Consider the following 26,563-nt stretch of genomic DNA (forward strand, 5'->3'; position numbering starts at 1 on the left):
GGTGGCGTCCAACACCCGCGGCGCCGCGGTCAGCAATGTCGGCCGGGTGCGCAGCAACAACCAGGACTCCGGCTATGCGGGCCACGACCTCTTCCTGGTGGCCGACGGCATGGGCGGCCACGCCGGCGGCGATGTCGCCAGCGCGATCGCGACGAACCACATCAAGAAGGTCGACCGCGAGTACGACGACCCCGAGGTCGCCCGCGAGGCGCTGAAGGCGGCACTGCTCGAGGCGAACGCGGCGCTGGCCGACACCGTCTACGACCACCCCGAGCTGACCGGCATGGGCACGACCGTCAGCGCGTTCATCCGCGTCGGCGACTACGTCGCGCTCGCGCACATCGGCGACAGCCGCATCTACCTGTGGCGCGACGGCGAGCTCACGCAGATCTCGACCGACCACACCTTCGTGCAGCGGCTGGTCGACACCGGCCGCATCACGGTCGAAGAGGCCGCGGTGCACCCGCGCCGCAGCGTGCTCATGCGCGTGCTCGGCGACGTCGACGCGAACCCCGACGTGGATTCCTGGATTCTCGAGACGAAGCCGGGCGATCGGTGGATGCTGTGCAGCGACGGCCTCTCGGGGGTGGTCAAGCCCGAGCTGATGGCGCGCATGCTCGCGAGCCCGGCGTCGCCCAAGACCGTGGCCGACCGTCTGCTCAAGGCGAGCCTCGACGCCGGCGCTCCCGACAACGTCACCGTCATCGTGGTCGACATCGACCGCGGCGATCAGCCGCACGAGCCGGTCACGGTCGGCTCGGCGGCCGCACCGATCTCCCACGTGGCCGAGTCCACACGGCCGCGCGCCGCCCGCCTGCCGCTGCCCGCCCTGCTGCTGCACCCGACGCGCCCGGTGCAGGTGCCCACCCACTTCGAGCCGCAGACCGAGGACTATCTCGGCGAGCTCATCGAAGAGGACGAGCGGCGCCACCGCCGCCGCCGCGCGTTCTGGATCAGCTTCGCGCTCATCGCCGCGGCCGTGCTCGCCCTCATCGGCGTGCTCGGCTACCGCTGGACCCAGACGCACTTCTACGTCGGCATCGCCCCCGACGGCAACGTCGCGATCTTCCGCGGCGTGCAGCAGTCCGTCGGCCCCTGGCACCTCTCGCACGTCTACCGCGAGACGCAGCTGGCCGCCGACGAGCTCACCGATTTCGAGCAGCAGCAGCTGCGCCAGACCACCAACCCGAGCAGCCTCGAGCAGGCGCAGCGCATCGTGGAGCAGTTGAGCCATGGCGGCTGAGTCGAACGCGCGCAGCGAAGCGAGAACCGGCATCGTCACGGCGATGACGAGCGTCGTGCCGCGCATCCGGATGCCGCGCCGGCTGCGCAATCTCGAGCTGTGGCTCCTCATCTTCGCGTTCGGCATCGTCGTCGCCGCCGAGGTGCTCGTGCAGCTGGGCGCGAACGGCCGCATCGACGGCTCCCTCGCGTTCTTCGGCGTCGCGCTCGGCATCCTGGTCTTCGGCGTGCACATCGCGCTGCGCCTGACAGCGCCCGGTGCCGACCCGTTCATCCTGCCCATCGCGACGCTGCTGAACGGCCTCGGCATCGCGATGATCTACCGCCTCGACATCCACGAGGGCACGAGCGGCTGGGCCGCGGCATCCGTTCGCCAGATCGTGTGGGCCGCGTTCGCGATCGTCTGCGCGATCCTCGTGCTCGTCTTCGTGCGCAACCACCGCTCGCTGCAGCGGTACACGTACCTCAGCGGGCTCATCTCGATCGTGCTCGTGTTCATTCCACTGCTGCCGGTGATCGGCACGGCGAACGAGAGCGCGAAGGTGTGGATCCAGATCGGTCCCCTCAACTTCCAGCCGGGTGAGATCGCGAAGATCACCCTCGCGATCTTCTTCGCCGGCTACCTCGTGCAGCGCCGTGACTCGCTCGCCGCCGTCGGCACGCGCATCCTCGGTGTCACGTTCCCGCGCGTGCGCGACCTCGGGCCGATCGCGGTGCTGTGGGTGCTCACGCTGCTCGTCATCCTGTTCGAGCGAGACCTCGGCACCGGTCTGCTCTACTTCGGGCTGTTCGTGGCGATGATCTATGTCGCGACGGGGCGCACGAGCTGGGCTCTGCTCGGCGTCGTCGCCCTGGTCGGCGGCGCGTGGGCGGTCAACGGGCTCTCGAGCGTGATCCCCAAGCTCGGCTATGTGCACGGCCGCTTCGAGAACTGGCTGCACCCGTTCGCGAACGCGCAGTTCGGCTCCACTGGCGGCAGCTATCAGCTCGTGCAGGGCCTGTTCGGGCTCGCCCACGGCGGCCTCATCGGCTCCGGTCTCGGCCAGGGGCAGCCCTACGTGACGCCCGTCGCCGACAGCGACTACATCTTCGCGAGCCTCGGCGAAGAGCTCGGCCTCATCGGCGTCTTCGCGCTGCTGTGCCTCTACATGCTGTTCGTCGCCCGCGCGTTCCGCATCGGCTTCGCCAGCGAGGACGACTTCGGCAAGCTGCTCGCCATCGGCCTCGGCTTCGTCGTGGCCCTGCAGACCTTCGTGGTGATCGGCGGCATCACCCGGGTCATCCCGGTCACGGGCCTGACCGCTCCGTTCCTCGCTGCCGGCGGATCGTCGCTCGTCGCCAACTGGATCATCGTCGCGCTGCTGCTGCGCCTGTCGGACACCGTCCGCAATCAACCGAGGGCGGTGTCGTAAGTGAATCGTGAACTGAAGCGACTGAGCCTCGTCGTGCTCCTGATGTTCCTCGCCCTGTTCGTGGCATCCAGCACGATCCAGGTGGGCTACGCCGACCAGCTGAACGCCGACAGCCGCAACACGCGCGCCGTGAACGACAGCTACAACGTGCAGCGCGGAGCGATCATCGTGGGCGGCAAGCCGATCGCCCAGTCCGTGCGCAGCGACGACCGCTACCAGTGGCAGCGGCAGTACAGCGACGGGCCGCTGTACTCGGCCGTCACCGGCTACCTCGCCGTCAACGGCTCGGCGACGGGCATCGAGGGCGCCATGAACCAGCAGCTCTCGGGCACCTCGAACGCCGACTTCTTCCAGCGGGTGAAGAACATCATCACGGGCAAGCACCCGCAGGGGAACTCGGTCGAGCTCACGATCGACCCCGTCGCGCAGAAGGCGGCCTATGAGGCGCTCGGCGACAAGCGCGGCGCCGTGGTCGTCGAAGAGGTCGGAACCGGCAAGATCCTCGCGATGGTCTCGAAGCCCGACTTCGACCCGAACAAGCTCGCGACGCACGACAGCGCCGCCTACACGCAGACCTACGACGCGTTGCAGGATGCCGATGGCGAGCCTCTCGTCAACAAGGCGATCACCGACCTCAATCCGCCCGGCTCCACGTTCAAGCCGGTCGTGAGCACCGCCGCCTTCGAGACGGGCCGCTTCACCCCGAGCTCGCAGCTGCCGAACCCCTCGGCCCTGCAGCTGCCGGGCAGCTCGACCGTCATCCACAACGACACGGGCGCCAAGTGCCAGGGCGACACCGGGGGCAATGTCTCGATCCAGAACGCGCAGGTCTGGAGCTGCAACATCCCGTTCGCCGAGCTGGGCGCGAAGCTCGGCAGCAGCACCATCAAGAGCCAGGCTGAGGCCTTCGGCTTCAACCACCAGTTCTCGATCCCCATGCGCGTCTCTGTGAGCAAGTACCCGGGCTATGACGACCAGGCCGAGCTGATGCAGAGCGCCTTCGGCCAGCAGAGCGACACCGCGACGGCGCTGCAGATCTGCATGGATTCCGCGGCGATCGCCAACGACGGGGTCGTCATGGAGCCGAACCTCGTTCAGTCGGTCATCACCCCCGACCTCGATCGCCAGCAGGAGTTCGACCCGCAGCAGTTCGGCCGGGCTATGAGCGCCGACACCGCGAAGACCGTTACCGGGATGATGGTCAAGGGCGTCGATCAGGGCACCGGAACCAATGCGAAGATTAGTGGGGTCAGTGTGGCGGGGAAGACCGGAACCGCTCAGAACGGCGATGACAAGCCGTACACGCTCTGGTTCACAGGGTTCGCCCCGGCTGACGATCCGAAGTTCGCTGTCTCGGTTGTCGTGGAAGACGGCGGAGGACTGGGGCAGAGCGGCAGTGGCAATTCCGTCGCGGCTCCGATCGCGCGACAGGTACTTGAGGCGGTGCTGAACAAATGAGACCTTCCGCGGGGCTCACCTTCGGTGGGCGATACCAGCTGCAGTCGCGAATCGCGATCGGCGGCATGGGCGAGGTCTGGCAGGCGACCGACCAGGTCATCGGCCGCACCGTCGCGATCAAGATCCTGAAGGACGAGTACCTGGGCGACCCGGCCTTCCTCGAGCGCTTCCGCACCGAGGCACGGCACGCCGCCCTGGTGAACCACGAGGGCATCGCCAATGTCTTCGACTACGGCGAGGAGGACGGCAGCGCCTTCCTCGTGATGGAGCTTGTCCCCGGCGAGGCGCTCTCGTCGATCCTCGAGCGCGAGGGGCAGCTCTCCGCCGACAAGACGCTCGACATCGTCGCCCAGACCGCCTCCGCCCTGCAGGCCGCCCACGCGGCCGGGCTCGTGCACCGCGACATCAAGCCGGGCAACCTGCTGATCACCCCAGAGGGCCGCGTCAAGATCACCGACTTCGGCATCGCTCGCGTCGCCGACCAGGTCCCCCTGACGGCCACGGGCCAGGTCATGGGCACCGTGCAGTACCTCTCCCCAGAGCAGGCGAGCGGCCACCCGGCATCCCCCGCCACCGACATCTACTCGCTCGGCATCGTCGCCTACGAGTGCGTCGCCGGCCGCCGGCCGTTCACGGGCGAGTCGCAGGTCGCGATCGCGATGGCGCAGATCAACGAGGCGCCGCCCGAGCTGCCGACCACGGTCCCCGAGCCCGTGCGCAACCTCATCATGGCGTCGATCGCCAAGAACCCGAGCGACCGCCCGGCCTCGGCCGCGCACCTCGCGCGGGCTGCGCAGTCGCTGCGCCGGGGGGATGTCGCATCGGCGGCCGCCGCAGTGCCGGCGGTTCTCGGCACGACGCCGCTGACCGTGGCGACTCAGCTGATGCCCTCGGGCGAGGGAGCGCCCACGGCCGCCACCACCGTCTATCCGGCCGCTGGCGCGCTCGCGACATCGGCCACGCCCGCGAATCGGGCGGAGGCCGCGCGCCAGACGAAGAAGCGCAGCCCCTGGACCATCCCGCTGATCGTGCTCATCGCCCTGCTCGTCGGCGCGCTGGTGTGGTCGCTCGTGAACTTCCTCGGCGGCGGCAACTCGGCGGCCCCGCACACCACCTCGCCCGCGGCGACGCACACGACGCCGGCCGAGACGCCGACCGAGACCTCGACGCCGACCACTGACAGCGGCCTCATCGACCGCAACGACTACATCGGCCTCACGCAGGACCAGGCGACCCAGCGGCTCAACAGCCAGGGCTGGGCCAACGTCCACGCCGACACGAGCAAGCACGCCACCGACCCCGACCAGGTCGGCCACGTCTACGACATCGACCCGACCCAGCAGGTGCCGTTCAACCTGCCCATCACGCTGTACGTCTGGGGCGACCTCGTCGCTCCCAGCGCACCGGCGGGCGCGCCGACGCTGCAGAGCCCGACCGACACGCCGATCCCGCCGGCGACGCAGATCACCTTCGCCTTCGGCAACGACTCGTGCCCCTCCGGCCAGACCCTCACGGGCCGCAGGCTGTACGTCAACGGCACGCAGGTGCAACAGGTCGACGGCTCGACCCCGACCGCGCAGTGGACGCCGACCAACGACAACGCCGGCTCCAGCGTGACGGTGACCTACGCGATCCAGTGCGCCGACACGAACTGGTCGACGCAGTCGCCGGCGCTCTCGGTGCCGATCTCGTCGCGCGACCAGTCGTCGCCCACGAGCACGCCGACCGACGGCGCCTCCGGCGACGACGACTCGTCCGCTGACCCGAACGAATGAGGCTCAGCCGAGCCTCAAGGACCGATTGCTAACCTGATCGCCAAATGAGCACCGAGGAACTGGCCGTGAGCCCCGACACCAGGCGAGTGATCGCCGGCCGCTACCAGGTCGGCGAGCTCCTCGGGCGCGGCGGCATGTCCGACGTGCACAAGGGCGTCGACAGCCGCCTCGGCCGCACGGTGGCCATCAAGCTGCTCAAGCCTCAGCTCGCCACCGACCCCGCGTTCCGCACGCGCTTCCGGCAAGAGGCGCAGGCCGCCGCCCGCATGGCGCACCCCACCATCGTGCGCGTCTTCGACGCCGGGGAAGACACGGTGCGCGACGCGAACGGCAACGAGGTGCAGGCCCCCTTCATCATCATGGAGTACGTCGACGGCGCGCCCCTCGACGAGCTGGTCTCGCGCGGGCAGATCGATCCCGTGCACGCGATCCGCATCACCGAAGGCATCCTCACCGCCCTCGAGTACTCGCATCGCGCCGGCGTCGTCCACCGCGACATCAAGCCCGCCAACGTCATGATCACGCGGCAGGGCCAGGTCAAGGTCATGGACTTCGGCATCGCCCGCGCGATCACCGAGACGTCGGCCTCGCTGTCGGCGACCACGGCGATCCTCGGCACGGCCAACTACTTCTCGCCTGAGCAGGCCAAGGGCGAGCAGGTGGATGCCCGCACCGATCTGTACTCGACGGGTGTCGTCCTCTTCGAGATGCTCACGGGCCGCACCCCCTTCCAGGGCGAGACGCCCGTCGCCGTCGCGTACCAGCACATCAGCGAGATCCCCGCGAAGCCCTCGAGCATCAACCCCCGCGTCTCGCCCGCACTCGACGTGGTGATGCGCAAGGCGCTCCAGAAGGACCGCTTCGAGCGCTACCAGACCGCGGCGGAGTTCCGCGCCGACCTCGAAACGGCGGCGCAGGGCAAGGTGCCCCGCGCGCCGAAGCACCCCGAGCGCTCGGACGCGCTCTTCGGCCCCTCGCCCGTACAGGTCTCGAAGGCCGAGGCGACCATCCGCCAGCTCGCCGACGACACGGCCCTGCCCCGCACGCAGAGCCGGCCCCCGGCGCTGTGGATCATCGCGGGGGTCATCCTCGTCATGTCGGTGCTCGCCGGTCTGCTCATCTGGGTGTTCGAGCACAACCCGAGCGACGTGATCAGCGCCTCGTCGACGAAGGTCCCCTCGGTCGAGAACGACAGCCTCTCCCAGGCGCAGCACGCCATCACGGCGGCGCACCTCAAGATCGTCGTCGAGTACGAGGCCTCCGCCGACGTGCCCAAGGGCGCCGTCACGCGCACCGACCCCTCCGCCGGGTTCGTGACGAACCGGAACACCCAGGTCACCGTCTGGGTCTCGACCGGGGCGCCGACGATCAAGGTGCCCGACGTGGTCGGCATGAGCGACAAGGATGCCCAGCAGAAGCTGACCGACGCCGGCTTCACCGTGGGCTACGTCCATCAGCAGGACGATCAGGACAACCCCGCCGGCACCGTGCTGTCGACCGACCCCGCCGGCGATGCCGACGCTCACAAGGGCGACACCGTCAATCTCATCGAGTCGAACGGCCTGGTGCAGGTGCCCGATGTCACGACGAAGCCCGTGCAGGAAGCGCAGACGATCCTGACCGGGCTCGGCCTCGACGTGCAGCCGCCCCAGGGCGACCAGAGCTGCGCCGTGCAGCCCGGCACTCCCGTGTCGAAGCAGTCGATCGTCGGCGATCAGCCGCAGGGCGCGAAGATCACGATCTCGTACTGCCTCGGAAACGGCTGACGACTCGTCGGCCCGGCTCGCGTCGGCGCGCGGCGCCGCTACTCAGGCCGACGCTTTGAGCAGCGGGTCGAGCCGCTCGGCGCGCTCGCGAGCGCCCTCGAGCCCGGCCGCCTCGAGCCAGTTGCCGAGCATCCGGTAGCCGTCCTCGGTGAGCACGGATTCGGGGTGGAACTGGACTCCCCAGATCGGCGCGCTCGCGTGCTTCAGCCCCATGATGACGCCGCCCTGTGCGCGCTCGGTCGCCTCGGTGCGCGCCGTCACGACGAGCTCGGGCGGAACGGTGCCGTCGACGACCGCCAGCGAGTGGTAGCGCGTGGCCGTGAACGGCTGCCGCACCCCCGCCCAGAACGGGTCGTCGTCGTGGCTGACGAGGGACGTCTTGCCGTGCATCAGCTCCTCGGCGTTCGTGACGACGGCACCGAACGCCTCGGCGATGGCCTGGTGTCCGAGGCACACCCCGAGCAGCGGCGTGCCGGTGGCGAGTGCGGCGCGCACCATCGCGATCGACACCCCCGCGTCGGCCGGAGCGCCGGGGCCGGGCGAGACGAGCACGGCGTCGAAGCCGGCCAGCTCGGACGCGGCATCCGCCGCATCGAACACGTCATTGCGCACGACGACCGTCTCGGCGCCGAGCTCCTGCAGGTAGCCGTTCAGCGTGTAGACGAAGCTGTCGTAGTTGTCGATGACGAGCACCCGGGTCACGTGCCCACCGTACCCTGCTGGTTCTGGTCGACGATGCCGTCGACCCAGGGGAACACCCACTCGAAGAGCACGAACAGCACGGCCGCGAGCAGCACGAGCACGATCAGCAGCCGCACCCACCAGGGGCCCGGAAGCACCCGCCACAGCGCCGCGTACACCGCTACCCCACCACCGAGGCGATTGCGGCGGGCGGCGTCTTCGAGAACGACTCGAGCACGGCGTACGAGATGAGCCGCTCGACGGTGTGATACGGCGGGTTGCAGGTCGTCATGGTGAGGATGCGATCGGATGCCTGGGCGCTCTGCTCGCGGGGAACCGGGTCGAGCACCGCGACCTCGTTCGGCTGCACGTACTGGTAGTTGCGGAACGCGTAGGTGTAGAAGCCGTCCTTGGTCTGCACGTAGATCTTGTCGCCGAGCCGCAGGTTCTGCATGTGCAGGAAGGTGCTGCCATAGCCGGTGTCGTGCGCGGCCACCGCGAAGTTGCCGACGGCGCCCGGCATGGCCGTCGACGCGTAGTGCCCGACCCCTGCGGTCGAGCTGTTCAGCACATCGAGGCCGGTGCCCTCGCGCACCGTGCGCTTCCAGTCCGTTCCGAAGCGCGGCACGTACATCACGGCGATCGGCTGCTGGTTGGCGGGCGCGCTCTTTTCCACAGGGATGTTCGCAGCAGGCCCGACGGATGTCTGGGTGGCGCTGCCGCCGCCGGAGCTCGAGCCGCCCCCCGACGGTGACGCCGACTCGTCGAGCCACTGCCTGCCGAGTTGGGCCGCCGCGCCGTTCTGCTGCCCGTTCAGCACCCAGCTGTTGAACACGTTCTGCCACCCGATGAAGAGCAGCACCAGAACCCCGGCCGTGAGCAGAAGCTCGCCGGCCACGCCGATCAGCGAGACGCGATGCCGCCGATTCCGCGGCTCCGCATTCTCGGCATCGGCTCGGCTCACGCGGGTGAGTCTAACCGCGCGGCCCAGTAAACTCTCTGGCTATGGCCTCAAAGACCCGTAGCAAGCTCACGCCCGAAGAGCGAGCTGCCGCACGCGAACACGCGGGGAACCCCGTCTGGTACAAGCCGCTGATGATCGGATTCATGATCGTCGGCCTGCTGTGGATCATCGTGTTCTACCTGAGCGGCGCGACTCTGCCGATCCCGGGCCTGAACTCGTGGAACATCCTGATCGGCTTCGCGATCGCCTTCGTTGGGTTCCTGATGACGACGAGGTGGAAGTAGCTCGATCCGTCCACACACACATCACACTGGGGATAATTACAGGGCTGTAATTATCCCCAGTGTTATTAAGACTGTGGATAACTCGACGCTTCTCCACAGCTGTGGAGAGCGTCTTAATAACTGCCGCGGCTAGTAGCGGAAGACCGGGCTGATGCCCGCGAGCACGACCAGCGCGGCCAGCACGATGAGCAGGATCACCTGAAGCGGGAACTGCGAGCGCTTCCGGGTCTCGGTCAGCACGAGCCCCGTGAGCAGACCGCCGACAAGGCCGCCGACGTGTGCCTGCCAGGCGATGTTGGAGCCGAAGATCGGCACGATGCCGATCGCCAGGTTGATGATGATCAGCACGATCAGCTGCCGGATCGGACCGCCTAGCTTCCGCTGAATCACCACGAGCGCGCCGAACATGCCGAAGATCGCACCGGAGGCGCCGACGGCGCCCTGGTTCGGCGCGAGGTACAGCATGCCCACCGAGCCGGCGACACCGCTGATCAGGAAGAGCGTGAGGTAGCGCCACCTGCCGATCATCGGCTCGAGGATCTGGCCGAACACCCACAGCGTGTACATGTTCAGCGCGATGTGCAGCAGGCCGCCGTGGGCGAAGACGCTCGTCAGCAGCCGCCACGGCTGGAAGCTGCCGCCCGCGCTCGCGGGGTACGAGTAGCCGCCCGCATAGAGCAGCGCCTGGGTGACGTGCGCGCCGATGCCCGGAATCGACTGGAAGATGAAGACCAGCACGCACAGCGCCATCAGGGCGTAGGTCATCACCGGCTGGCCGCTGCGGCTGAGGAATCCGATGCGCCTGATCGCCTCAGGGCGCGTGCGCGGCATGCTCGCCCGCGCCTCGCGCATGCACTCGGGGCAGATGACGCCGACGGGCGCCGGCGTCTGGCACTCACCGCAGATGGTGCGCCCGCAGCGCTGGCAGAGCACGTAGCTCTGGCGATCCGGATGCCGGTAGCAGACGCCCGCGCCCGGGGAACCGTCGTAGCTCACTGCTGATTCCCCCTCGTGATCGAGCCGGTGCTAGACGTTCGCGATGTCGATCGACTCGATGACGACGTCATCGAGCGGGCGGTCGCGGCCGTCGGTCGGCACCGCCGAGATCTTGTCGACCACGGCGCGCGAGGCGTCGTCGGCGACCTCGCCGAAGATGGTGTGCTTGCCCGTGAGCCAGGTGGTCTGGTCGGTCGTGATGAAGAACTGCGAGCCGTTGGTGCCGCGGCCCATCTGCTTGCCGGCGTTGGCCATCGCCAGCAGGTAGGGCTTCGTGAAGGCGAGCTCGGGGTGGATCTCGTCGTCGAACTGGTAGCCGGGGCCGCCGGTGCCGGTGCCGAGCGGGTCGCCGCCCTGGATCATGAAGCCGGGGATGACGCGGTGGAACACCACGCCCTTGTAGAGCGGCTCGTTCGAGCGCTCGCCGGTGGCCGGGTTCGCCCACTCCTGCTCACCAGTCGCAAGGCCGACGAAGTTCTTCACGGTCTTCGGCGCGTGGTTCCCGAACAGGTTGACGACGATGTCGCCGTAATTGGTGTGAATGGTGGCCACGGCGGTGTGAATCGACATGCCAGCAATTCTTCCACAGGGTGTGTCATCGATCGGTTTGGGTCAATGCCCTGGTGGTCATATACAAGGCAGGTGGCAAGATGGGTTGCAGCTTCGCGCACCCCGTAACCAACCCCGTGGGAGGTAAGCCCGGTGAGTACGTCTCTTTCGCTTTCGAAGAAGCGCCTCAAGGAACTCGACAAGCTCAAGGCGGAGGCGCAGCAGTTGCTCGCGCACCAGCAGGACGTGCTGGCGCACGCCTCGTCCGTCGCGCAGGAGGCGGGCAAGCAGGCCCAGCACCTGACGCGTGAGCAGCTCTACCCGCGAGTGCGCGAGGGCTACACCAACTACGTCGTGCCCGCCGCAGCCAAGGCGGAAGACGTGGTCAACCACACGATCGTCCCCGTGCTCGGCTCGGCGCTCGGCACCGTGCTCTCGGTCGCCGACGTCGCGAACGACAAGCGCGTCAAAGCGGCGGTGAGCCGCCTGAAGGACACCACCTCGAAGGTGACCGGCAAGGCGCCCCTGCCCAAGAAGAGGAAGAGCGGCATCGGCACCTACATCGGCATCGCCGTCGGCGTCGCGGCTCTCGCAGGCGTCGCCTACGCCGTCTGGCAGACCTTCCGCACCGACGACGAGCTGTGGGTCGCCGATGACCCCGACGCGACCACCGAGTCCTAGAGCTCGATCCCCGCGAACCGCAGTCCGACCTCGACGAGACCGACGCGCTTCAGCGCTCGCACCTCGTCGAGGTCGAACCATGCCGCCTCGTCGGTCGACCCGTCGAGCTCATTGGTGAGCTCGCCCCCGACTACCCGAGCGCGATAGACGATGCGCAACGCCTGCAGCGGCTCGGTGGCTCCGCTGAACCGCTGCTCGGCCGGCACGATGTGCGAGTCGATGCCGAGCAGCTCGCCGAGCTCTGCGCGGTAGCCCGTCTCTTCGAAGACCTCGCGGACGGCAGCATCCCTCGGGTCCTCATAGGGGTCGAGGCCGCCGCCTGGAAGGGTCCAGCCGTTGCTCCCGCCCTCGTTCCAGTGCGAGAGCAGCACCTTCCCGTCGTCGACGATGATGCAGTACGCAGCGACCCTGAGTGCCATGCTGTCGAGCCTAACGGCGGCTACCGTACGGGCTATGACGGATGCCTCGACCAGCCGCCCCTCGGCCCTGATGCGCCTCACCTCGCTCGCCCTGCCGGCACTGCGCTACAAGCCGATCCTGGTCGACGAAGAGCGCACTCGGCTGAACCTCGCGGCAAGCGCAGGCTCCCGGTTCGCCGTTCCCCCTGCGCGCTATCGTCGCGAATTCCGAATGCGGTGGGAGCAGCTCGGCGCACTGCGCGCGCTTGTCGTCGAGCCGCGCGCCGGTGCGACATCCGCCCGCTCACTGGTCTGGGTGCATGGCGGCGCCTACGTCCACCAGTTCGAGACCGCGCACTGGTGGCTCGTCGCCTCGCTCGTGCGCGAGTGGGGCGTGCGCGTCATCGCGCCTGACTATCTGCTGGCGCCGCTCGGAACGGCGCACCGAGGCGTTGCCGACGTCACCGCGGTGGTGCGCGCGGTCGGCGAACGAGACGGCGCCCCGCCGATCCTCGCAGGCGACTCGGCCGGCGGCGGCCTCGCGCTGTCCGTCGCCCTCGGCCTGCGCGGGGACCCGGCCGCACCGGCGCACCTCGTGCTCGCCGCGCCGTGGCTCGACGTCACGCTGCAGCACCGCGAGGTGCCGGCGCTCGAGCGGCGCGACCCGAGCCTCGCTGCGACCGGGCTGCGCATCGCGGGCGGGGTCTGGGCCGGCCGACTCGACCCCGCCGAGCCCCTCGTCAGCCCCGCGTTCGCCCGCGATTTCAGCGGCTTGCCGCCGACCTCGCTCGTGCTCGGCACGCGCGATCTGCTCTTCGCCGACGCCCGCGACTTCCACGCATCCGCCCGCCGCGACGGCGTCGACATCGCGGCCTTCACCGCCGCGGGCGGGTTCCACGTGTTCCTCGCCGCGAGCCGCCTGCCGGAAGCGCGCGCGGCCCGCGCGTGGCTCCGGCGGCGCCTCGCGCCCTACTGGGTCGTGTAGCGCTCGATCGACATGACGAGGATGACGCGATCGGCGCTGTCCGGCGGGGCCTCCTGCCCGGCGTTTCCGTAGCGCTTCCCCAGGTGGATGTAGAACTCGCCCGTCGGGTCGGGCACGACCTCGATCAGCTTGCCGCGCACCTCGAGATAGTTGAACGGGTTCTCGGGGTTGAGCACGGCGAAGCTCATCGCCGGGTTGTGCTGCAGGTTGCGGAACTTCTGCCGCTTCGTGGTGTGGGTGAACCGCAGAGTCTCGCCGTCGAAGTCGAACCACATCGGGTTGACCTGCACGGTGTCGTCGGGGCGGATCGTGCCGAGGAATCCGTAGTTCGGATTCTCGAGCAGGTGAATGAGGTGGGCAGGAATGACGTCGGCTGCGCTCATGCCCTCATTCAATCAAGGGATGCCTCATCGACGGCATCCCGCGCGCCCGGAAGCGCCTCCCTCGATCGTAGTCAGGCTCTGACCAGCGCGAAGACGGCGCTCGCGAGTACGAGCACCGAGCCCACCGCGATGACCAAGCTCGTGATCCATCTCTGTCTCACGGGACTCCCCTCAGACCATGTCGAAGCGTTCGCTGCTGATGCGGCTGGGCGGGACGCCCACCTCGACGAGGGCGTCCTCCATGGCATCCATCATCTGCGTCGACCCGCAGATCAGGTGCTCATAGCGGCGGAACTGCGGCGGCAGGTGCCGGCGCAGCAGTTCGGCGGTGATGCGGCCCGACTCGCCGGCCCAGCCCGGGTCGGGCCTGCTGAGCACGTGGACGACCGTGAGATTCGGCAGCGCAGCATCCAACTCGGCGAGCTGATCGCGCAGGATGACCTCGTCCCACCGCGGGCTCGCGTAGAAGAGCGTCACGGGTCGCACGTCTCCGCGCTCCTTCATCGTCGTGAGCATGCTGACGAACGGTGTGACCCCGACGCCGCCGGCGATGAACACGTAGCCGGGAGCCTGCCGGCGGTCCATCGAGAACACGCCGTGCGGGCCGTCGAGATACACGCGGGTTCCCGGTCGCACGGACGGGATCGTGCGGGTGTAGTCCCCTGCCGCCTTGATGGTGATGCTGATCGTTCCGCCTTCCGGAGTGTCCGCCGCGGAGGAGAACGAGAACGGGTGCTGCGTCATGCTGAACGGCGAGCGGCCGACGGCGATCCAGCCGAACTGCCCCGGGTCGAAGCGGAAGCCGGGGTGCCCCACCGGTTCGACGACCAGCGTGCTCGCGTTCCCGTATTCGGGGCGCACCTCGACGACCGACCATGGTCGCCGATAGCGCCCGATCGGGCTGAGCACGCGAATCCAGAGCAGCAGGAAGATCAGCCCGCCGATATAGGCGTCGTAGACGACATGTCGCACGATGCCGACGACGTAGAAGCCGACGAGGCTCGCGTGCAGCAGGGCGAACAGCACGACGGCGACGGCCAGGATGCTGTGTGAGATATGCCACACCTCGTAGCTGACGCGCAGGCGGCGGCGCCAGAGCGAGATCACGACGAGCACCAGCAGGGCGATGACGCTCGTGAAGGCGAACCGGGCGCGCCACGGCGCGGTTGCGAGATTGAGCAGCGGCAGGTACTTCGGGTCGGCAAGGAACAGCAGGATCGGATGCACGAGGGCGAAGCCGAGCCCGAAGAACGTGATCTGCACGTGGAACTTGAGCAGCGCGTCGATGCCGAACGGGGCGGCCACGGTCTGGAAACGCGCGATGAGTGCGAACTGCAGCGCGAGGACGGACAGCCCGACGAATCCGAGCGCCACGGAGAACTCCACGAGGAAGGGGCGCCCGGGCGGATTGTCCTGGCCGATGATCAGGGCCAGCGGAGCGAGGCAGAACGCCAGGTAGAGGAAGATCCAGACCAGCCCGCTCAGCAGATTCCTCAACCGGGCCCTCCTCCTGATCGCGGGATGGCTCCCACCCTAGCCACGGGCATGGCCGATCACGAGCAGCGCCCGTGCGGACGCCGTCGCCCGGGCCAAGGTCCGAGCTGAAGCCGGCATACGAAAAACGCCCGGCGAGATGGCCGGGCGTTGCGACGGAGTGGAGCCTAGGAGAATCGAACTCCTGACATCCTGCTTGCAAAGCAGGCGCTCTACCAACTGAGCTAAGGCCCCCAGAAGGGGAACGTGGTGGGGCTACCAGGACTTGAACCTGGGACCTCTTCATTATCAGTGAAGCGCTCTAACCGCCTGAGCTATAGCCCCGTGAAACGAACCTGTTAGAGATTACCGGACGATTGCCGCTGCGACGAAATCGGGCCGGGAAAACCCTGGGACAGGCATCCGCTCGTCTGGAATCAGTTGTTGGTGAAGCCGACGAGCAGGCCGCCGGTGATCTTCACCGACAGGTTGTAGAGCAGCGCCACCACGGCGCCGAGCGCAGTCACGACGATGAGATCGAGGATGCCGACGATGATGGCGAAGCTCATGACGTTGCCCAGGCCGACCGCGTCGAGCAGGCCGCTCTGGCTCTGACCGCCGATGGACTGGAACAGCTCGGCGATCTGCTTGAAGACGCCGGTCTGGGTGAGCACGGTCCACAGCAGGAACGTCGCCACTATGCCGATGATCGCGAGCGCGAGGCCCGCGAGGAACGACACCTTCACGGCCGACCAGAAGTCGACATAGACCAGCTTGAGGCGAACCTGCTTCGACGTGGGGCGCTTCGCCGTCTTGCGGGCGAGTCGCTCGGCGACGCTACTGCTCATCTGTCGGTTCACCCTCCACCGGGCCCGCCGCTGCGGGCTCTGTCGTTTCTACGAGTACTGCCTCTTCGGTACCCTCGCTCGCCTCGCTCACCACGTCCTCGCCGCCGAGCTTCCGCTCGACGTTGCGCGCAAGGGCGATGATGCGGTCGTTGTCCGCGAAGCGGGCGAAGACGACGCCCATAGTATCCCGGCCCTTGGCAGGAACCTCTGAGACGGCCGTGCGCACCACCTTGCCGCTCTGCAGCACGACGAGAACCTCGTCGTCCTCGTCCACGATGAGCGCCCCGGCGAGGTCGCCGCGGTCCTCGACGAGCTTGGCCACCTTGATGCCGAGGCCGCCGCGGCCCTGCAGGCGGTACTGATCGACCGAGGTGCGCTTGGCGTAGCCGCCCTCGGTGACCGCGAACACGAAGCCCTCGTCGGTGACGACGGATGCCGCGAGCAGGCTGTCACCGTCGCGGAAGCTCATGCCCTTCACACCGCTCGTCGAGCGGCCCATCGGCCGCAGCGACTCGTCGGTCGCCGTGAACCTCAGCGACATGCCCTTGCGCGAGACGAGCAGGATGTCGTCGGTGTTCTCGACGAGCAGGGCAGAGATCAGCTCGTCGCCCTCGCGCAGCTTGATGGCGATGATGCCGCCCGTGCGGTTGGTGTCGTACTCCTCGAGCGGGGTCTTCTTCACCAGCCCGTCGCGGGTCGCGAGCACGAGGTGGGTCGCCACCTCGTAGTCGCGGATGTCGAGCACTGCGGCGATCTGCTCGTCGGGCTGCATCGCCAGCAGGTTGGCGACGTGCTGGCCCTTCGCGTCGCGCCCGCCCTCCGGCACCTCGTACGCCTTCGCCCGGTACACCCGGCCCATGTTGGTGAAGAACAGCAGCCAGTGGTGGGTGGTCGTGACGAAGAAGTGGTCGACGAGATCCTCGCCGCGCAGCTGCGCGCCGCGGACGCCCTTGCCGCCGCGGTGCTGCGAGCGGTAGTTGTCGCTACGGGTGCGCTTGATGTACCCGCCGCGGGTGACGGTGATGACCATCTCCTCTTCGGGGATCAGGTCCTCGATCGACATGTCGGCGTCGTAGCCGAGCAGGATGTCGGTGCGGCGCTCGTCGCCGTACTTGTCGACGATCTCGGTGAGCTCGTCGCTGACGATGCCGCGCTGGCGCTCGGGCGACGCGATGATCTCCTTGTATTCGGCGATCTCGCGCTCGAGGGCCTCGAGGTCGTCGATGATCTTCTGCCGCTCGAGTGCGGCGAGGCGGCGCAGCTGCATCGCGAGGATCGCGTTGGCCTGCAGCTCGTCGATGTCGAGAAGCTCGATGAGGCCCGTGCGCGCCTGGTCGACGTCGGGCGAACGGCGGATCAGGGCGATGACCTCGTCGAGCGCGTCGAGCGCCTTCACGAGGCCGCGCTGGATGTGCGCCTTCTCCTCCGCCTGCCGCAGCCGGAACTGCGTGCGGCGCACGATGACGTCGATCTGGTGATCGATCCACGCGGTGAGGAACCCGTCGAGGGGCAGCGTGCGCGGAACGCCGTCGACGATGGCGAGCATGTTCGCGCCGAAGTTCTCCTGCAGCTGGGTGTGCTTGTACAGGTTGTTAAGCACGACCTTCGCCACCGCGTCGCGCTTCAGCGTGATGACGAGTCGCTGGCCGGTGCGGCCCGAGGTCTCGTCGCGGATGTCGGCGATGCCGGCGAGCTTGCCGTCGTTGACGAGGTCGGCGATCTTGATCGCGAGGTTGTCGGGGTTGACCTGGTAGGGCAGCTCGGTGACGACGAGGGCCGTGCGGCCGTGGATCTCCTCGACGCCCACGACGGCGCGCATCGTGATCGAGCCGCGGCCGGTGCGGTAGGCGTCGTGGATTCCCTTGACGCCGAGGATCTGGGCGCCGGTCGGGAAGTCGGGCCCCTTGATCCGCTGCATGGCGGCTTCGAGAAGCTCCTCGCGGGTCGCATCCGGGTGCGCGAGCGCCCAGAGCGCGGCATCCGCCACCTCGCGCAGGTTGTGGGGCGGGATGTTGGTGGCCATGCCCACGGCGATGCCGACAGAGCCGTTGACGAGCAGGTTCGGGAAGCGGCTCGGCAGCACGAGCGGCTCATCGGTCGACCCGTCGTAGTTGGGCTGGAAGTCGACCGTCTCCTGGTCGATGTCGCGAACCATCTCGAGGGCGAGCGGCGCCATCTTGGTCTCGGTGTATCGCGGGGCGGCCGCGCCGTCGTTGCCCGGCGAGCCGAAGTTCCCCTGGCCGAGGGCCAGCGGGTAACGCAGCGCCCAGGGCTGCACCAGGCGCACGAGGGTGTCGTAGATCGCCGAGTCGCCGTGGGGGTGGTACTGGCCCATGACGTCGCCGACGACGCGCGCGCACTTCGAGAAGGGGCGGTCGGGGCGGTAGCCGCCGTCGTACATCGCGTAGATGACGCGGCGGTGCACGGGCTTCAGACCGTCGCGCACCTCGGGCAGCGCACGGCCGACGATGACGGCCATGGCGTAGTCGAGGTACGACCGCTGCATTTCCAGCTGCAGGTCGACCTGGTCGATCTTGCCGTGGATGTTGGGCTCGTCGATACCGGGGGTCTCGTCAGACATGTCTTCTTTTCTTTACGGATGCCGGCAGGCTCTAGACGTCGAGGAAGCGAACGTTCTTGGCGTTCTTCTGGATGAAGTGACGACGCGAGTCGACGTCGTCGCCCATGAGTGTCGCGAAGACCTCGTCGGCCGCCGCCGCGTCCTCCATCGTGACCTGGCGCAGCGTGCGCGTCTCGGGGTTCATCGTGGTGTCCCAGAGCTCTTCGTAGTTCATCTCGCCGAGGCCCTTGTAGCGCTGAACGCCGTTGTCCTTGGGAATCCGCTTGCCCGCGGCCTGGCCCGCCTTGAGCAGTGCGTCGCGCTCCTGGTCGGAGTAGACGTACTCGTGCTCGGCGTTGGTCCACTTGAGGCGGTAGAGCGGGGGCTGCGCGAGGTACACGTAGCCGAGCTCGATGAGCGGCCGCATGTAGCGGAAGATGAGCGTCAGCAGCAGCGTGGTGATGTGCTGGCCGTCGACGTCGGCATCGGCCATCAGCACGATCTTGTGATAGCGCACCTTCTCGGCGTCGAACTCCTCGCCGAGGCCGGCGCCGAACGCCTTGATCATCGCCTGGATCTCGGCGTTCGCGAGGGCGCGGTCGAGGCGGGCCTTCTCGACGTTCAGGATCTTGCCGCGCAGCGGCAGGATCGCCTGGGTCGAGGGGTTGCGCCCCTGTGTCGCCGAGCCGCCGGCCGAGTCGCCCTCGACCAGGAAGATCTCGGAGATCGACGGGTCCTTCGACGAGCAGTCCTTGAGCTTGCCCGGCATGCCGCTGCCCTCGAGCAGCCCCTTGCGGCGCACCGTCTCGCGCGCCTTGCGCGCCGCGATGCGTGCCGTGGCGGCCTGGATGCCCTTGCGGATGATGTCGCGTGCCGCGTTCGGGTTGCGGTCGAACCAGTCGCCGAGCTGATCGCCCACGACCCGCTGCACATACGCCTTCGCCTCGGTGTTGCCGAGCTTCGTCTTGGTCTGGCCCTCGAACTGCGGCTCGGCCAGCTTGACAGAGATGACCGCGGTCAGACCCTCGCGGATGTCCTCGCCGGAGAGGTTGTCGTCCTTCTCCTTGAGGATGCCCTTCTCGCGGGCATACCGGTTCACCAGTGTCGTGAGCGCCGCGCGGAACCCTTCCTCGTGGGTGCCGCCCTCGTGCGTGTTGATCGTGTTCGCGTAGGTGTGGACGCTCTCGCTGTAGGCGCTGGTCCACTGCATCGCCACCTCGAGGGCGATCTTGCGCTCGGTGTCCTCTGACTCGAAGTGGATGATCTCGTCGTTGACGATCTCGTTCTTCTTGATCGAGTTGAGGTACTCGACGTAGTCCTCGAGGCCGCGCTCGTAGTGGAAGACGTCGCTGCGTGCCTGAATCGGCTCGCCCTCTTCGTCCAGCTGGTCGATCGCCCGCTCGTCGTGCAGCTCGATCGAGAGGCCCTTGTTGAGGAAGGCGTACTGCTGGAAGCGCGATCGCAACGTCTCGTAGTCGAACTCGACGGTCTCGAAGATCTCGTCGTTCGGCCAGAACGTGATGGTCGTTCCCGTGCTCTCGGTGGCCTCACCCTGGGCGAGGGGCGCGTCGGGCTTGCCGTCGTGGTAGCTCTGGGTCCAGACGTGCCCCTGCCGCTTCACCTCGACGTCGAGTCGCTTCGAGAGCGCGTTGACGACCGACGAGCCGACGCCGTGCAGACCACCCGAGACCGCGTAGCCGCCGCCGCCGAACTTGCCGCCGGCGTGCAGCACGGTGAGCACGAGCTCGACCGTCGAGATGCCCTCCGGCTGATGGATGTCGACCGGGATGCCGCGTGCGTTGTCGACGACCCGCACCCCGCCGTCGGGAAGAAGCGTGACGACCACCCGATCACCGCTGCCGGCGAGGTACTCGTCAACCGCGTTGTCCACGATCTCCCACACGAGATGGTGCAGACCGCGGGGCCCGGTCGAGCCGATGTACATTCCGGGCCGCTTCCGAACCGCCTCGAGGCCTTCGAGCACCTGGATCTGGTTCGCGCCGTAGCTCTGGTCGTCAGAGCCGTCGCCGGCCTGGTTCGTCGGTTCGGTCGTCATATGAAATTGAGCTCCTGACCCCACAAATCGTGACGTTCCATCGTATCAGGAGGGCTTGCGATTCCCGGGGCTAGACGCCGCTCTGACGCGTTTTTTACGCGTTCGTCATGAGATTTGCCTTCTCAGCCGTAAGTATCGCGAGGGCCACGCCATTGCGTCGACCTGCGACCGTATTTCCAGCTCGGTACGTCCGGCCCGTTGAAACGGATCGACTGGATGCCCGCCCGCGGGTACCGCTGAGCGATTGCAGTCAGCAACTCGACGCGCATGATGCGCAGCTGCGTCGCCCACGCCGTCGACTCGCACTGCACGGTCAGCACGCCGTCCTCGATTCCGAGCGGCTGCGACTTCGAGGCCGTGCTCTCGCCCACGAGCTCCGACCAGGCGCCGATGAGCTCGGCCTTGTCGAGCTCGGAGTCCCAGCCGAGCTCCGTCGTGAGCGCGTCCATGACCGACGACAGGCCGCGTGGGTCTCGCCCAGCACCGAACGGCTCAGATCCCGGTTCTCCACTTTCGGCCCGTCGCCGCGTCTTCGAGCTGCGGGCCGACGGTCCGCCGAACAGCTTCTTGAGGCGCAGATAGACGGCGGATGCCTCACTGCGCGGCTCGTCACCGGAGTCGTTCACTCGGCCAGCACCTCCCCCGCACGGATCTTCACGAGCCGGGCGCCGAGCTCGGCAGGCACGTCTTCGAGGACTGCGGCGGTGATGAGCACCTGTTCGAAGTCGCCGATCGCCTGCGCGAGTGCGCGCCGCCGCGCGGCATCCAACTCCGCGAACACGTCGTCGAGGACGAGCACCGGGTCGCCGATCGCGGACTCGGCTCGCAGCAGCTGTGCCGCGGCGAGTCGGAGCCCCAATGCGAACGACCATGATTCGCCGTGGCTCGCGTAGCCCTTGGCGGGGAGTCCGTTGAGCTCGAAGAGCAGGTCGTCGCGGTGTGGGCCGACGAGGGTCAGCCCGCGCTCGAGCTCCTTGCGCCGAACCCCGGCAAGGGCCGCGCGGAACACGTCGGCAGTCGCCCCGTCGCCGGTCGACTCGCGCGCAGCGCGCATGGAGACAGAACCGCTCCCGGCATCCCCGTCGTCGTCATCGCCCGCAGCTCCGTGGATGCTGAGCCGCTGCGTGACGCGCGGCTGCTGATCGACGCCCGCGACGGCCTGATATGCGTCGCGCAGCGGCGCCGCCAACTCGGCGACCAGTTCCTCGCGCCGGTCGATGAGCTCGCTGCCGAGCTCAACGAGGCGCTCGTCCCAGATCTCGAGCGTCGACAGCTGCGACTCCTTGATGCGCTGGGCGCGCGCGGACTTGAGCAGGGAGTTGCGCTGCGTCACGATCCGCGCGTAGTCGGCCTGGACTCCGGCGAGTCGGGGCGATCGCTGCACGAGGAGCTCGTCGATGAAGCGGCGGCGCGTCGACGGCTCGCCGCGCACGAGGGCGAGGTCCTCCGGGGCGAACAGCACGCTCGAGAAGTAGCGGGGCAGCTCGCGCGTGCGCACCGCCGAGCGGTTCACCTGGGCGCGGTTCGCCGCACCGCGATTGAGCTGCACCTCGACGAGCAACTCGCGGTCGATGTGTCGCAGCAGAGCACGGACGACCGCGGCATCCGCCCCCGCCCTGATCATCGCCGCGTCGACGGAGGTGCGGTGCGAGCCGAGCGTCGCGAGATAGCCGAGCGACTCCACGAGATTCGTCTTCCCCTGGCCGTTCGGGCCGACGAAGACCGTGACCCCCGGCGCGAGGTCGAGCTCGGCCGAGCGGTAGTTGCGGAAGTCGGTGAGGGTGAGCCGTTTCACGTGCAACGGTGCTCTCCTCCTCTCCGGCCGGCGGTTGCCTTAACCGCGAGCGCTGGGCGAGCAGCAGAACTGCTCGCCCAGCGACAGACGTTCCTTAGTCGACGGCCTTGACCGCGTGACCGCCGAACTGGTTGCGCAGCGCCGCGACGGCCTTCATCGCCGGCGAGTCCTCCTGGCGGGAGACGAAGCGCGCGAAGATCGAGGCCGAGATCGTGGGCAGCGGCACCGCGTTGTTGATGCCTTCCTCGACGGTCCAGCGGCCTTCGCCGGAATCCTGCACGTAGCCCTCGATGTTCTGGAACTCGGGGTCGGCCTCGAGGGCGCGCACCAGCAGCTCGAGCAGCCACGAGCGCACCACGGTGCCGCGCTGCCACGCCTTGAAGGTGCCGGTGACGTCCTTGATGATGTCCTTGCGGGTGTCGAGCAGCTCGTAGCCCTCGGCGTAGGCCTGCATCAGCGCGTACTCGATGCCGTTGTGCACCATCTTCGCGTAGTGGCCGGCGCCGACCTCGCCCACGTGGACGAAGCCTTCCTCGCGCGGCCCCTCGGGGCGGAGTGCGTCGAACACCGGCATCACGCGCTCGACCTGGGCCTGCGAGCCGCCGACCATGAGCCCGTAGCCGTTCTCGAGTCCCCACACGCCGCCGGAGACGCCGGCATCCATGTAGTCGATGCCCTTCGCGGCGAGCTGCTCGGCGTGGCGGAAGTCGTCGGTGAACTTGGAGTTGCCGCCGTCGATGACGAGGTCGCCCGGCTCGAGCAGCCCCTCGAGGTCGTTCACGACGGCGTCGGTGATCTTGCCGGCGGGCACCATGACCCACACCGTGCGCGGCGCGGGCAGCGCCTTGACCAGGTCGGCGAGCGCGGCGACGTCGCTGACGGCGGGGTTGGTGTCGTAGCCGGTGACCTCGACGCCGTTCTTCTCGAGGCGGGCACGCATGTTGTTGCCCATCTTGCCGAGACCGACGAGACCGATGTGCATGGGGGTCCTTCTTCCTTGACGCGTTGGCGGGGTGGTTCCCACTAACGCAGCAGCAGATTCGGCTGCAGCAGGTACTTGTATGTGTCGCTCCCGGCCTGTTCCCTGCTGGTCTGGCTCGTGATGAGCACGGGGCCGGGCTTGTTGGGGTTCTCGGTCTTGGTGAACGAGATGCGCACGAATTCCGAGTGCACCGAGCTCAGACCGTCCAGCAGGAACTGCGGCTTGAGCGAGACGACGGTGTCCTGCCCAGTCAGAAGAGCGTCGATGCTCTCCGAGGCCTGCGCCTGCTCGGAGCCGATGGCTTCGAGCGTCAGGCCTTCTGACGTGAAGGTGTAGCGCAGCGCTGCCTCGCGCTCGAGGACGATCTGCACGCGGCGGGTCGCCTCGATCAGCTCAGCCGTGTTGAGCACTGCGTAGTTGTCGACGGATTCCGGGAAGAGACGCTTCACCGGGGGGAAATTACCCTTGATGAGCAGCGACGTCACCGTCTTCTTCTCGGCGGAGAAGGCGATGAGCTCGCGCTCGTCGTTGTTCTGGATGGCGACCGAGATGTTGCCGGTGTGGCCGAGCGTCTTGCCGATCTCCTGCAGGGTGCGCGCCGGCACGAGGGCGCTCGCTTGCTCGACGCCGCCGGCCCCGCCGTCCCAGTCGATCTCGCGCACGGCGACGCGGTAGCGGTCGGTCGCGACGAGGCTCAGCGCGTTCTCGGCGATCTCGAGCTGCACGCCGGTGATGACAGGGGTCACATCGTCGCGCGAAGCAGCGACACCGACCTGGGCCACGGCCTCGGCAAAGGCATCCGCCGGCACGACGCCGCTGAACTGCTCGATCTGCGGAAGCGTCGGGTACTCCTCGACGGGCATCGACAGCAGGGTGAAGTGCGAAGAGCCACAGCTGACGGCGATCTTGCCGTCATCGGTGGAGAACTGCACGGGTGCGTTGGGTAGGCGCGAAACGATGTCGGCCAGCAGCCGGCCCGAGACGAGGATCGTGCCAGGCTCGGTGACCTCGGCGTCGATCTCGGTCTGCGACGAGACCTCGTAGTCGAACGATGACAGCGAGATGCCCGCGTCGGTCGTGCGGATCAGGATGCCCGACAGGATCGGCAGCGTCGTGCGCTGCGGCAGGAGTTTGACAGCGAAAGAGACGGCATCGCTCAGAACGTCGCGATTGGCCTGATATCGCAAGAGACACCCCTGGAGAGTCGGCGGACGGAAGTCGTCACAATGCTAGCGCCGCGTTCAGGGTGAGCCGACAAACGTGTGATTCCGCACCGCCGCCCGACGTGAGGTTGTGGAATCGCTGGCTTACAAATATTTCGGTTAACGGTCTTAACGGATGTGGAGAGTGTGGATAACTCGGCCGATGCCAGTCGGGGCGCGGGAACTACATTCCTGTCAGTTGTGAATGTCATGTGGTGAGCCCGTCTGCCGCGGAATGACACGGAAGCGCGCAAAAACGTGTGATTCACAAGAATCAGCGTCTCGCCCACACCGGCGAGCGTGTTATGCCTTAACACTCCACAAGTTATCCACAGTGTGAACTGGGGGCTCAGGAGGGGCCGCAATCGCGCCGCAGGCAGCCCCGGACGCACGAAAAGCCCCCGGGCGGGCCGGGGGCTTTTTCTGACACGCGCGTCAGCGGCGCGTCTGCTTGATGCGACTCGTGAGCTCGGTGACCTGGTTGTAGATCGAGCGGCGCTCCTTCATGAGCTCGCTGATCTTCTTGTTCGCGTACATCACTGTCGTATGGTCGCGGTTGCCGAACAGCTGCCCGATCTTCGGCAGGGACAGATTCGTCAGCTCGCGGCACAGGTACATGGCGATCTGCCGGGCGGTGGCGATCGCCTGCGACCGGGATGAGCCGTAGAGGTCGTCGACCGAGAGCTTGAAGTAGTCGGCCGTCGCCGTGATGATGTCGACCGGCGCGATGACGTTGTCATCGTCGAGGGTGATGAGGTCTTTCAGCACCGTCTGCACGAGGGACATGTCCACCGGCGTGCGGTTGAGGCTCGCGAAGGCCGTGACGCGGATCAGCGTTCCCTCGAGCTCTCGGATGTTGCTCGACACCTTCGTCGCCATGAACTCGAGGATGTCGTCGGGCACCATGACCTTCTCGCTCTGCGCTTTCTTGCGCAGAATCGCGATGCGGGTCTCGAGGTCGGGCGCCTGAACGTCGGTGATGAGGCCCCACTCGAACCGAGACCGCATGCGGTCCTCGAAGCCCGTGAGCATCTTCGGCGGCAGATCTGAGGTGATCACGACCTGCTTGTTGTGGTCGTGCAGCGTATTGAAGGTGTGGAAGAAGGCCTCCTGCGTCTCCACCGCGCGCTGCAGGAACTGGATGTCGTCGATCAGCAGGATGTCGATGTTGCGGTACCTGGCCTGGAAACTCGCTCCCCGGTTGTTCTGGATCGAGTTGATGAAGTCGTTGGTGAACTCTTCCGAGCTGACGTAGCGCACGCGGATGCCCGGGTAGAGGCTCATGGCGTAGTGGCCGATCGAGTGCAGCAGGTGGGTCTTGCCGAGCCCGGAGTCGCCATAGATGAAGAGCGGGTTGTACGCCTTGGCCGGCGCCTCGGCCACCGCGACCGCCGCGGCGTGCGCGAAGCGGTTCGACTGGCCGATGACGAAGTTGTCGAAGCTGTACTTGGGGTTGAGGCGGGTGTCGGTGGCGCGCGGCGCGACCGTGACTTCGGGTGAAGGCGGGGCGGGCGGCGCCACCTGAGCGGGTGCTTCCGCGTACGCGGGGGCCGGTGCCGCCTCGACGGGGACCGGGTCGGTGCCGGTCTGCAGGATCTCCTGCTCGATCTCGGGGTTGACCACGATGGCGAACGTCGAGACCTCGAGGGAGGAATCGAGACCGCCGATGGCCGAGAGCAGCGGCACGCGGCTGCGCTGTTCGATCATGCCGCGGGTGAACTCGTTCGGAACCTCCAGATAGAAGGTGCCGGCCATGATCCCCTTGGGCTCGACGAGGCTGAGGAAGCCGTAGAGCTGAGGCGTTACACGCTCGTCCTTCTCGAGAGTCGCGAGGATCGATCCCCACGCCTCATCAAGCGCAGCGTCGCCATCAGTCATCTGTGTCCCCGGGTCCCCTGTAGTTATTCACAGCGTTATCCACCTCAGCGTCGCAAGAAAACACACGGCCCGTCGTTGGAAGCTGACGGGCCTGGGGATAACTGTGAGTGCCACGGTAGTGAAGGAGAAGGCTGTGGACAAATCCCGAACGGGGCATAGAACGCGCGTCTCACGGCGTGTCACGTGTGGCGGTTC

The 26,563-nt window shown here is 67.6% G+C and carries 24 protein-coding genes and 2 tRNA genes; 8 read left to right on the plus strand and 18 right to left on the minus strand.

The window, feature by feature from the left end; translation table 11 throughout:
• Nucleotide 1 precedes the first annotated feature (1 nt).
• Genes ABD716_RS08560 through pknB form a run of 5 tightly spaced genes read left to right on the plus strand, consistent with a single transcriptional unit; the run spans nucleotide 2 to nucleotide 7,653 of the window.
• Entirely contained in the window at nucleotides 2–1,243 is a 1,242-nt protein-coding gene (locus tag ABD716_RS08560) for a PP2C family protein-serine/threonine phosphatase (RefSeq protein WP_425553422.1), read from the plus strand.
• The gene (locus ABD716_RS08565) at nucleotides 1,233–2,654 is read left to right on the plus strand and encodes an FtsW/RodA/SpoVE family cell cycle protein (protein WP_425553410.1); all 1,422 of its coding nucleotides are present in this window, start codon (nucleotides 1,233–1,235) and stop codon (nucleotides 2,652–2,654) included. Before ABD716_RS08560 ends, ABD716_RS08565 begins: the two co-directional genes overlap by 11 nt.
• Nucleotides 2,655–4,112, plus strand: a complete 1,458-nt coding sequence (locus tag ABD716_RS08570) for a peptidoglycan D,D-transpeptidase FtsI family protein (protein ID WP_344775844.1) — start codon at nucleotides 2,655–2,657, stop codon at nucleotides 4,110–4,112.
• Nucleotides 4,109–5,887, plus strand: a complete 1,779-nt coding sequence (locus ABD716_RS08575) for a protein kinase domain-containing protein (protein WP_344775846.1) — start codon at nucleotides 4,109–4,111, stop codon at nucleotides 5,885–5,887. The genes ABD716_RS08570 and ABD716_RS08575 overlap by 4 nt, the downstream gene beginning before the upstream one ends.
• A 44-nt stretch (nucleotides 5,888–5,931) precedes the next feature.
• The gene (pknB, locus tag ABD716_RS08580; protein ID WP_344775848.1) at nucleotides 5,932–7,653 is read left to right on the plus strand and encodes a Stk1 family PASTA domain-containing Ser/Thr kinase; all 1,722 of its coding nucleotides are present in this window, start codon (nucleotides 5,932–5,934) and stop codon (nucleotides 7,651–7,653) included.
• A gap of 42 nt (nucleotides 7,654–7,695) precedes the next feature.
• Here pknB and ABD716_RS08585 read toward each other — a convergent pair whose 3' ends face one another.
• The 3 genes from ABD716_RS08585 to ABD716_RS08595 are packed head-to-tail and all read right to left on the minus strand — an operon-like array spanning nucleotide 7,696 to nucleotide 9,298.
• Entirely contained in the window at nucleotides 7,696–8,355 is a 660-nt protein-coding gene (locus tag ABD716_RS08585; protein WP_344775850.1) for an anthranilate synthase component II, read from the minus strand.
• Nucleotides 8,352–8,513, minus strand: a complete 162-nt coding sequence (locus ABD716_RS08590) for a hypothetical protein (protein ID WP_344775852.1) — start codon at nucleotides 8,511–8,513, stop codon at nucleotides 8,352–8,354. Before ABD716_RS08590 ends, ABD716_RS08585 begins: the two co-directional genes overlap by 4 nt.
• A 2-nt stretch (nucleotides 8,514–8,515) precedes the next feature.
• Entirely contained in the window at nucleotides 8,516–9,298 is a 783-nt protein-coding gene (locus ABD716_RS08595) for a class E sortase (protein WP_344775854.1), read from the minus strand.
• A 41-nt stretch (nucleotides 9,299–9,339) separates the two neighbouring features.
• On the opposite strand from ABD716_RS08595, the gene ABD716_RS08600 reads away from it, so the two are divergent.
• The gene (locus tag ABD716_RS08600) at nucleotides 9,340–9,582 is read left to right on the plus strand and encodes a cell division protein CrgA (RefSeq protein ID WP_344775856.1); all 243 of its coding nucleotides are present in this window, start codon (nucleotides 9,340–9,342) and stop codon (nucleotides 9,580–9,582) included.
• A 129-nt stretch (nucleotides 9,583–9,711) separates the two neighbouring features.
• Here ABD716_RS08600 and ABD716_RS08605 read toward each other — a convergent pair whose 3' ends face one another.
• Together ABD716_RS08605 and ABD716_RS08610 are read right to left on the minus strand one after the other, a co-directional pair.
• Entirely contained in the window at nucleotides 9,712–10,578 is an 867-nt protein-coding gene (locus ABD716_RS08605; RefSeq protein WP_344775858.1) for a rhomboid family intramembrane serine protease, read from the minus strand.
• Nucleotides 10,579–10,608: 30 nt separating this feature from the next.
• Nucleotides 10,609–11,148 carry a peptidylprolyl isomerase gene (locus ABD716_RS08610; RefSeq protein ID WP_344775860.1) on the minus strand — a complete coding sequence of 180 codons (540 nt, stop codon included), beginning with the start codon at nucleotides 11,146–11,148 and terminating at the stop codon, nucleotides 10,609–10,611.
• A gap of 132 nt (nucleotides 11,149–11,280) precedes the next feature.
• Here ABD716_RS08610 and ABD716_RS08615 point away from each other — a divergent pair, with 132 nt between their 5' ends.
• Nucleotides 11,281–11,808: a DNA helicase gene (locus ABD716_RS08615; RefSeq protein WP_344775862.1), complete on the plus strand. Its 528-nt coding sequence runs from the start codon at nucleotides 11,281–11,283 to the stop codon at nucleotides 11,806–11,808.
• Here ABD716_RS08615 and ABD716_RS08620 read toward each other — a convergent pair.
• A complete protein-coding gene (locus tag ABD716_RS08620) occupies nucleotides 11,805–12,227 on the minus strand; it encodes an NUDIX hydrolase (protein WP_344775864.1) in 423 nt (140 codons plus the stop codon). The genes ABD716_RS08615 and ABD716_RS08620 overlap by 4 nt on opposite strands.
• Before the next feature lie 34 nt (nucleotides 12,228–12,261).
• Between ABD716_RS08620 and ABD716_RS08625 the strand changes: the two genes are divergently transcribed.
• Nucleotides 12,262–13,191, plus strand: coding sequence for an alpha/beta hydrolase fold domain-containing protein (locus tag ABD716_RS08625; RefSeq protein ID WP_344775866.1), 930 nt, complete (start codon nucleotides 12,262–12,264; stop codon nucleotides 13,189–13,191).
• Here ABD716_RS08625 and ABD716_RS08630 read toward each other — a convergent pair.
• The 12 genes from ABD716_RS08630 to dnaA form a co-directional block, all read right to left on the minus strand.
• Nucleotides 13,176–13,574, minus strand: a complete 399-nt coding sequence (locus ABD716_RS08630; protein ID WP_344775868.1) for a PPOX class F420-dependent oxidoreductase — start codon at nucleotides 13,572–13,574, stop codon at nucleotides 13,176–13,178. The genes ABD716_RS08625 and ABD716_RS08630 overlap by 16 nt on opposite strands.
• A 171-nt stretch (nucleotides 13,575–13,745) precedes the next feature.
• Entirely contained in the window at nucleotides 13,746–15,071 is a 1,326-nt protein-coding gene (locus ABD716_RS08635; RefSeq protein WP_344775870.1) for a ferredoxin reductase family protein, read from the minus strand.
• A gap of 158 nt (nucleotides 15,072–15,229) precedes the next feature.
• A tRNA-Ala gene (locus tag ABD716_RS08640) sits at nucleotides 15,230–15,302 on the minus strand.
• A gap of 13 nt (nucleotides 15,303–15,315) precedes the next feature.
• Nucleotides 15,316–15,392, minus strand: a tRNA-Ile gene (locus ABD716_RS08645).
• Between the two features lie 92 nt (nucleotides 15,393–15,484).
• A complete protein-coding gene (locus tag ABD716_RS08650; RefSeq protein WP_344775872.1) occupies nucleotides 15,485–15,895 on the minus strand; it encodes a DUF3566 domain-containing protein in 411 nt (136 codons plus the stop codon).
• Nucleotides 15,885–18,476 carry a DNA gyrase subunit A gene (gene gyrA, locus ABD716_RS08655; protein WP_344775874.1) on the minus strand — a complete coding sequence of 864 codons (2,592 nt, stop codon included), beginning with the start codon at nucleotides 18,474–18,476 and terminating at the stop codon, nucleotides 15,885–15,887. The genes ABD716_RS08650 and gyrA overlap by 11 nt, the downstream gene beginning before the upstream one ends.
• A gap of 31 nt (nucleotides 18,477–18,507) precedes the next feature.
• Nucleotides 18,508–20,511 carry a DNA topoisomerase (ATP-hydrolyzing) subunit B gene (gene gyrB, locus ABD716_RS08660; RefSeq protein WP_344775876.1) on the minus strand — a complete coding sequence of 668 codons (2,004 nt, stop codon included), beginning with the start codon at nucleotides 20,509–20,511 and terminating at the stop codon, nucleotides 18,508–18,510.
• Nucleotides 20,512–20,633: 122 nt separating this feature from the next.
• Nucleotides 20,634–21,137, minus strand: coding sequence for a DciA family protein (locus ABD716_RS08665; protein WP_344775878.1), 504 nt, complete (start codon nucleotides 21,135–21,137; stop codon nucleotides 20,634–20,636).
• Nucleotides 21,134–22,312: a DNA replication/repair protein RecF gene (gene recF / locus ABD716_RS08670; protein WP_344775880.1), complete on the minus strand. Its 1,179-nt coding sequence runs from the start codon at nucleotides 22,310–22,312 to the stop codon at nucleotides 21,134–21,136. Before recF ends, ABD716_RS08665 begins: the two co-directional genes overlap by 4 nt.
• Nucleotides 22,313–22,400: 88 nt before the next feature.
• Entirely contained in the window at nucleotides 22,401–23,288 is an 888-nt protein-coding gene (gene gnd, locus ABD716_RS08675; protein WP_344775882.1) for a phosphogluconate dehydrogenase (NAD(+)-dependent, decarboxylating), read from the minus strand.
• A 41-nt stretch (nucleotides 23,289–23,329) separates the two neighbouring features.
• Nucleotides 23,330–24,475, minus strand: a complete 1,146-nt coding sequence (gene dnaN / locus ABD716_RS08680) for a DNA polymerase III subunit beta (protein ID WP_344775884.1) — start codon at nucleotides 24,473–24,475, stop codon at nucleotides 23,330–23,332.
• A gap of 450 nt (nucleotides 24,476–24,925) precedes the next feature.
• Nucleotides 24,926–26,368, minus strand: coding sequence for a chromosomal replication initiator protein DnaA (gene dnaA / locus ABD716_RS08685; RefSeq protein ID WP_344775886.1), 1,443 nt, complete (start codon nucleotides 26,366–26,368; stop codon nucleotides 24,926–24,928).
• Nucleotides 26,369–26,563: the final 195 nt, after the last annotated feature.

The sequence above is a fragment of the Gryllotalpicola kribbensis genome (assembly GCF_039538245.1).
GTDB lineage: Bacteria > Actinomycetota > Actinomycetes > Actinomycetales > Microbacteriaceae > Gryllotalpicola > Gryllotalpicola kribbensis.

Excerpts from the sequence above, each read along its gene's own strand:
- ABD716_RS08565 (WP_425553410.1), top strand. The coding sequence starts at position 1,233 with ATGGCGGCTGAGTCGAACGCGCGCAGCGAAGCGAGAACCGGCATCGTC.
- ABD716_RS08575 (WP_344775846.1), top strand. The coding sequence starts at position 4,109 with ATGAGACCTTCCGCGGGGCTCACCTTCGGTGGGCGATACCAGCTGCAG.
- pknB (WP_344775848.1), top strand. The coding sequence starts at position 5,932 with ATGAGCACCGAGGAACTGGCCGTGAGCCCCGACACCAGGCGAGTGATC.
- ABD716_RS08600 (WP_344775856.1), top strand. The coding sequence starts at position 9,340 with ATGGCCTCAAAGACCCGTAGCAAGCTCACGCCCGAAGAGCGAGCTGCC.
- ABD716_RS08610 (WP_344775860.1), bottom strand. The coding sequence starts at position 11,148 with ATGTCGATTCACACCGCCGTGGCCACCATTCACACCAATTACGGCGAC.
- ABD716_RS08620 (WP_344775864.1), bottom strand. The coding sequence starts at position 12,227 with ATGGCACTCAGGGTCGCTGCGTACTGCATCATCGTCGACGACGGGAAG.
- ABD716_RS08625 (WP_344775866.1), top strand. The coding sequence starts at position 12,262 with ATGACGGATGCCTCGACCAGCCGCCCCTCGGCCCTGATGCGCCTCACC.
- ABD716_RS08630 (WP_344775868.1), bottom strand. The coding sequence starts at position 13,574 with ATGAGCGCAGCCGACGTCATTCCTGCCCACCTCATTCACCTGCTCGAG.
- ABD716_RS08650 (WP_344775872.1), bottom strand. The coding sequence starts at position 15,895 with ATGAGCAGTAGCGTCGCCGAGCGACTCGCCCGCAAGACGGCGAAGCGC.
- gyrA (WP_344775874.1), bottom strand. The coding sequence starts at position 18,476 with ATGTCTGACGAGACCCCCGGTATCGACGAGCCCAACATCCACGGCAAG.
- gyrB (WP_344775876.1), bottom strand. The coding sequence starts at position 20,511 with ATGACGACCGAACCGACGAACCAGGCCGGCGACGGCTCTGACGACCAG.
- gnd (WP_344775882.1), bottom strand. The coding sequence starts at position 23,288 with ATGCACATCGGTCTCGTCGGTCTCGGCAAGATGGGCAACAACATGCGT.
- dnaA (WP_344775886.1), bottom strand. The coding sequence starts at position 26,368 with ATGACTGATGGCGACGCTGCGCTTGATGAGGCGTGGGGATCGATCCTC.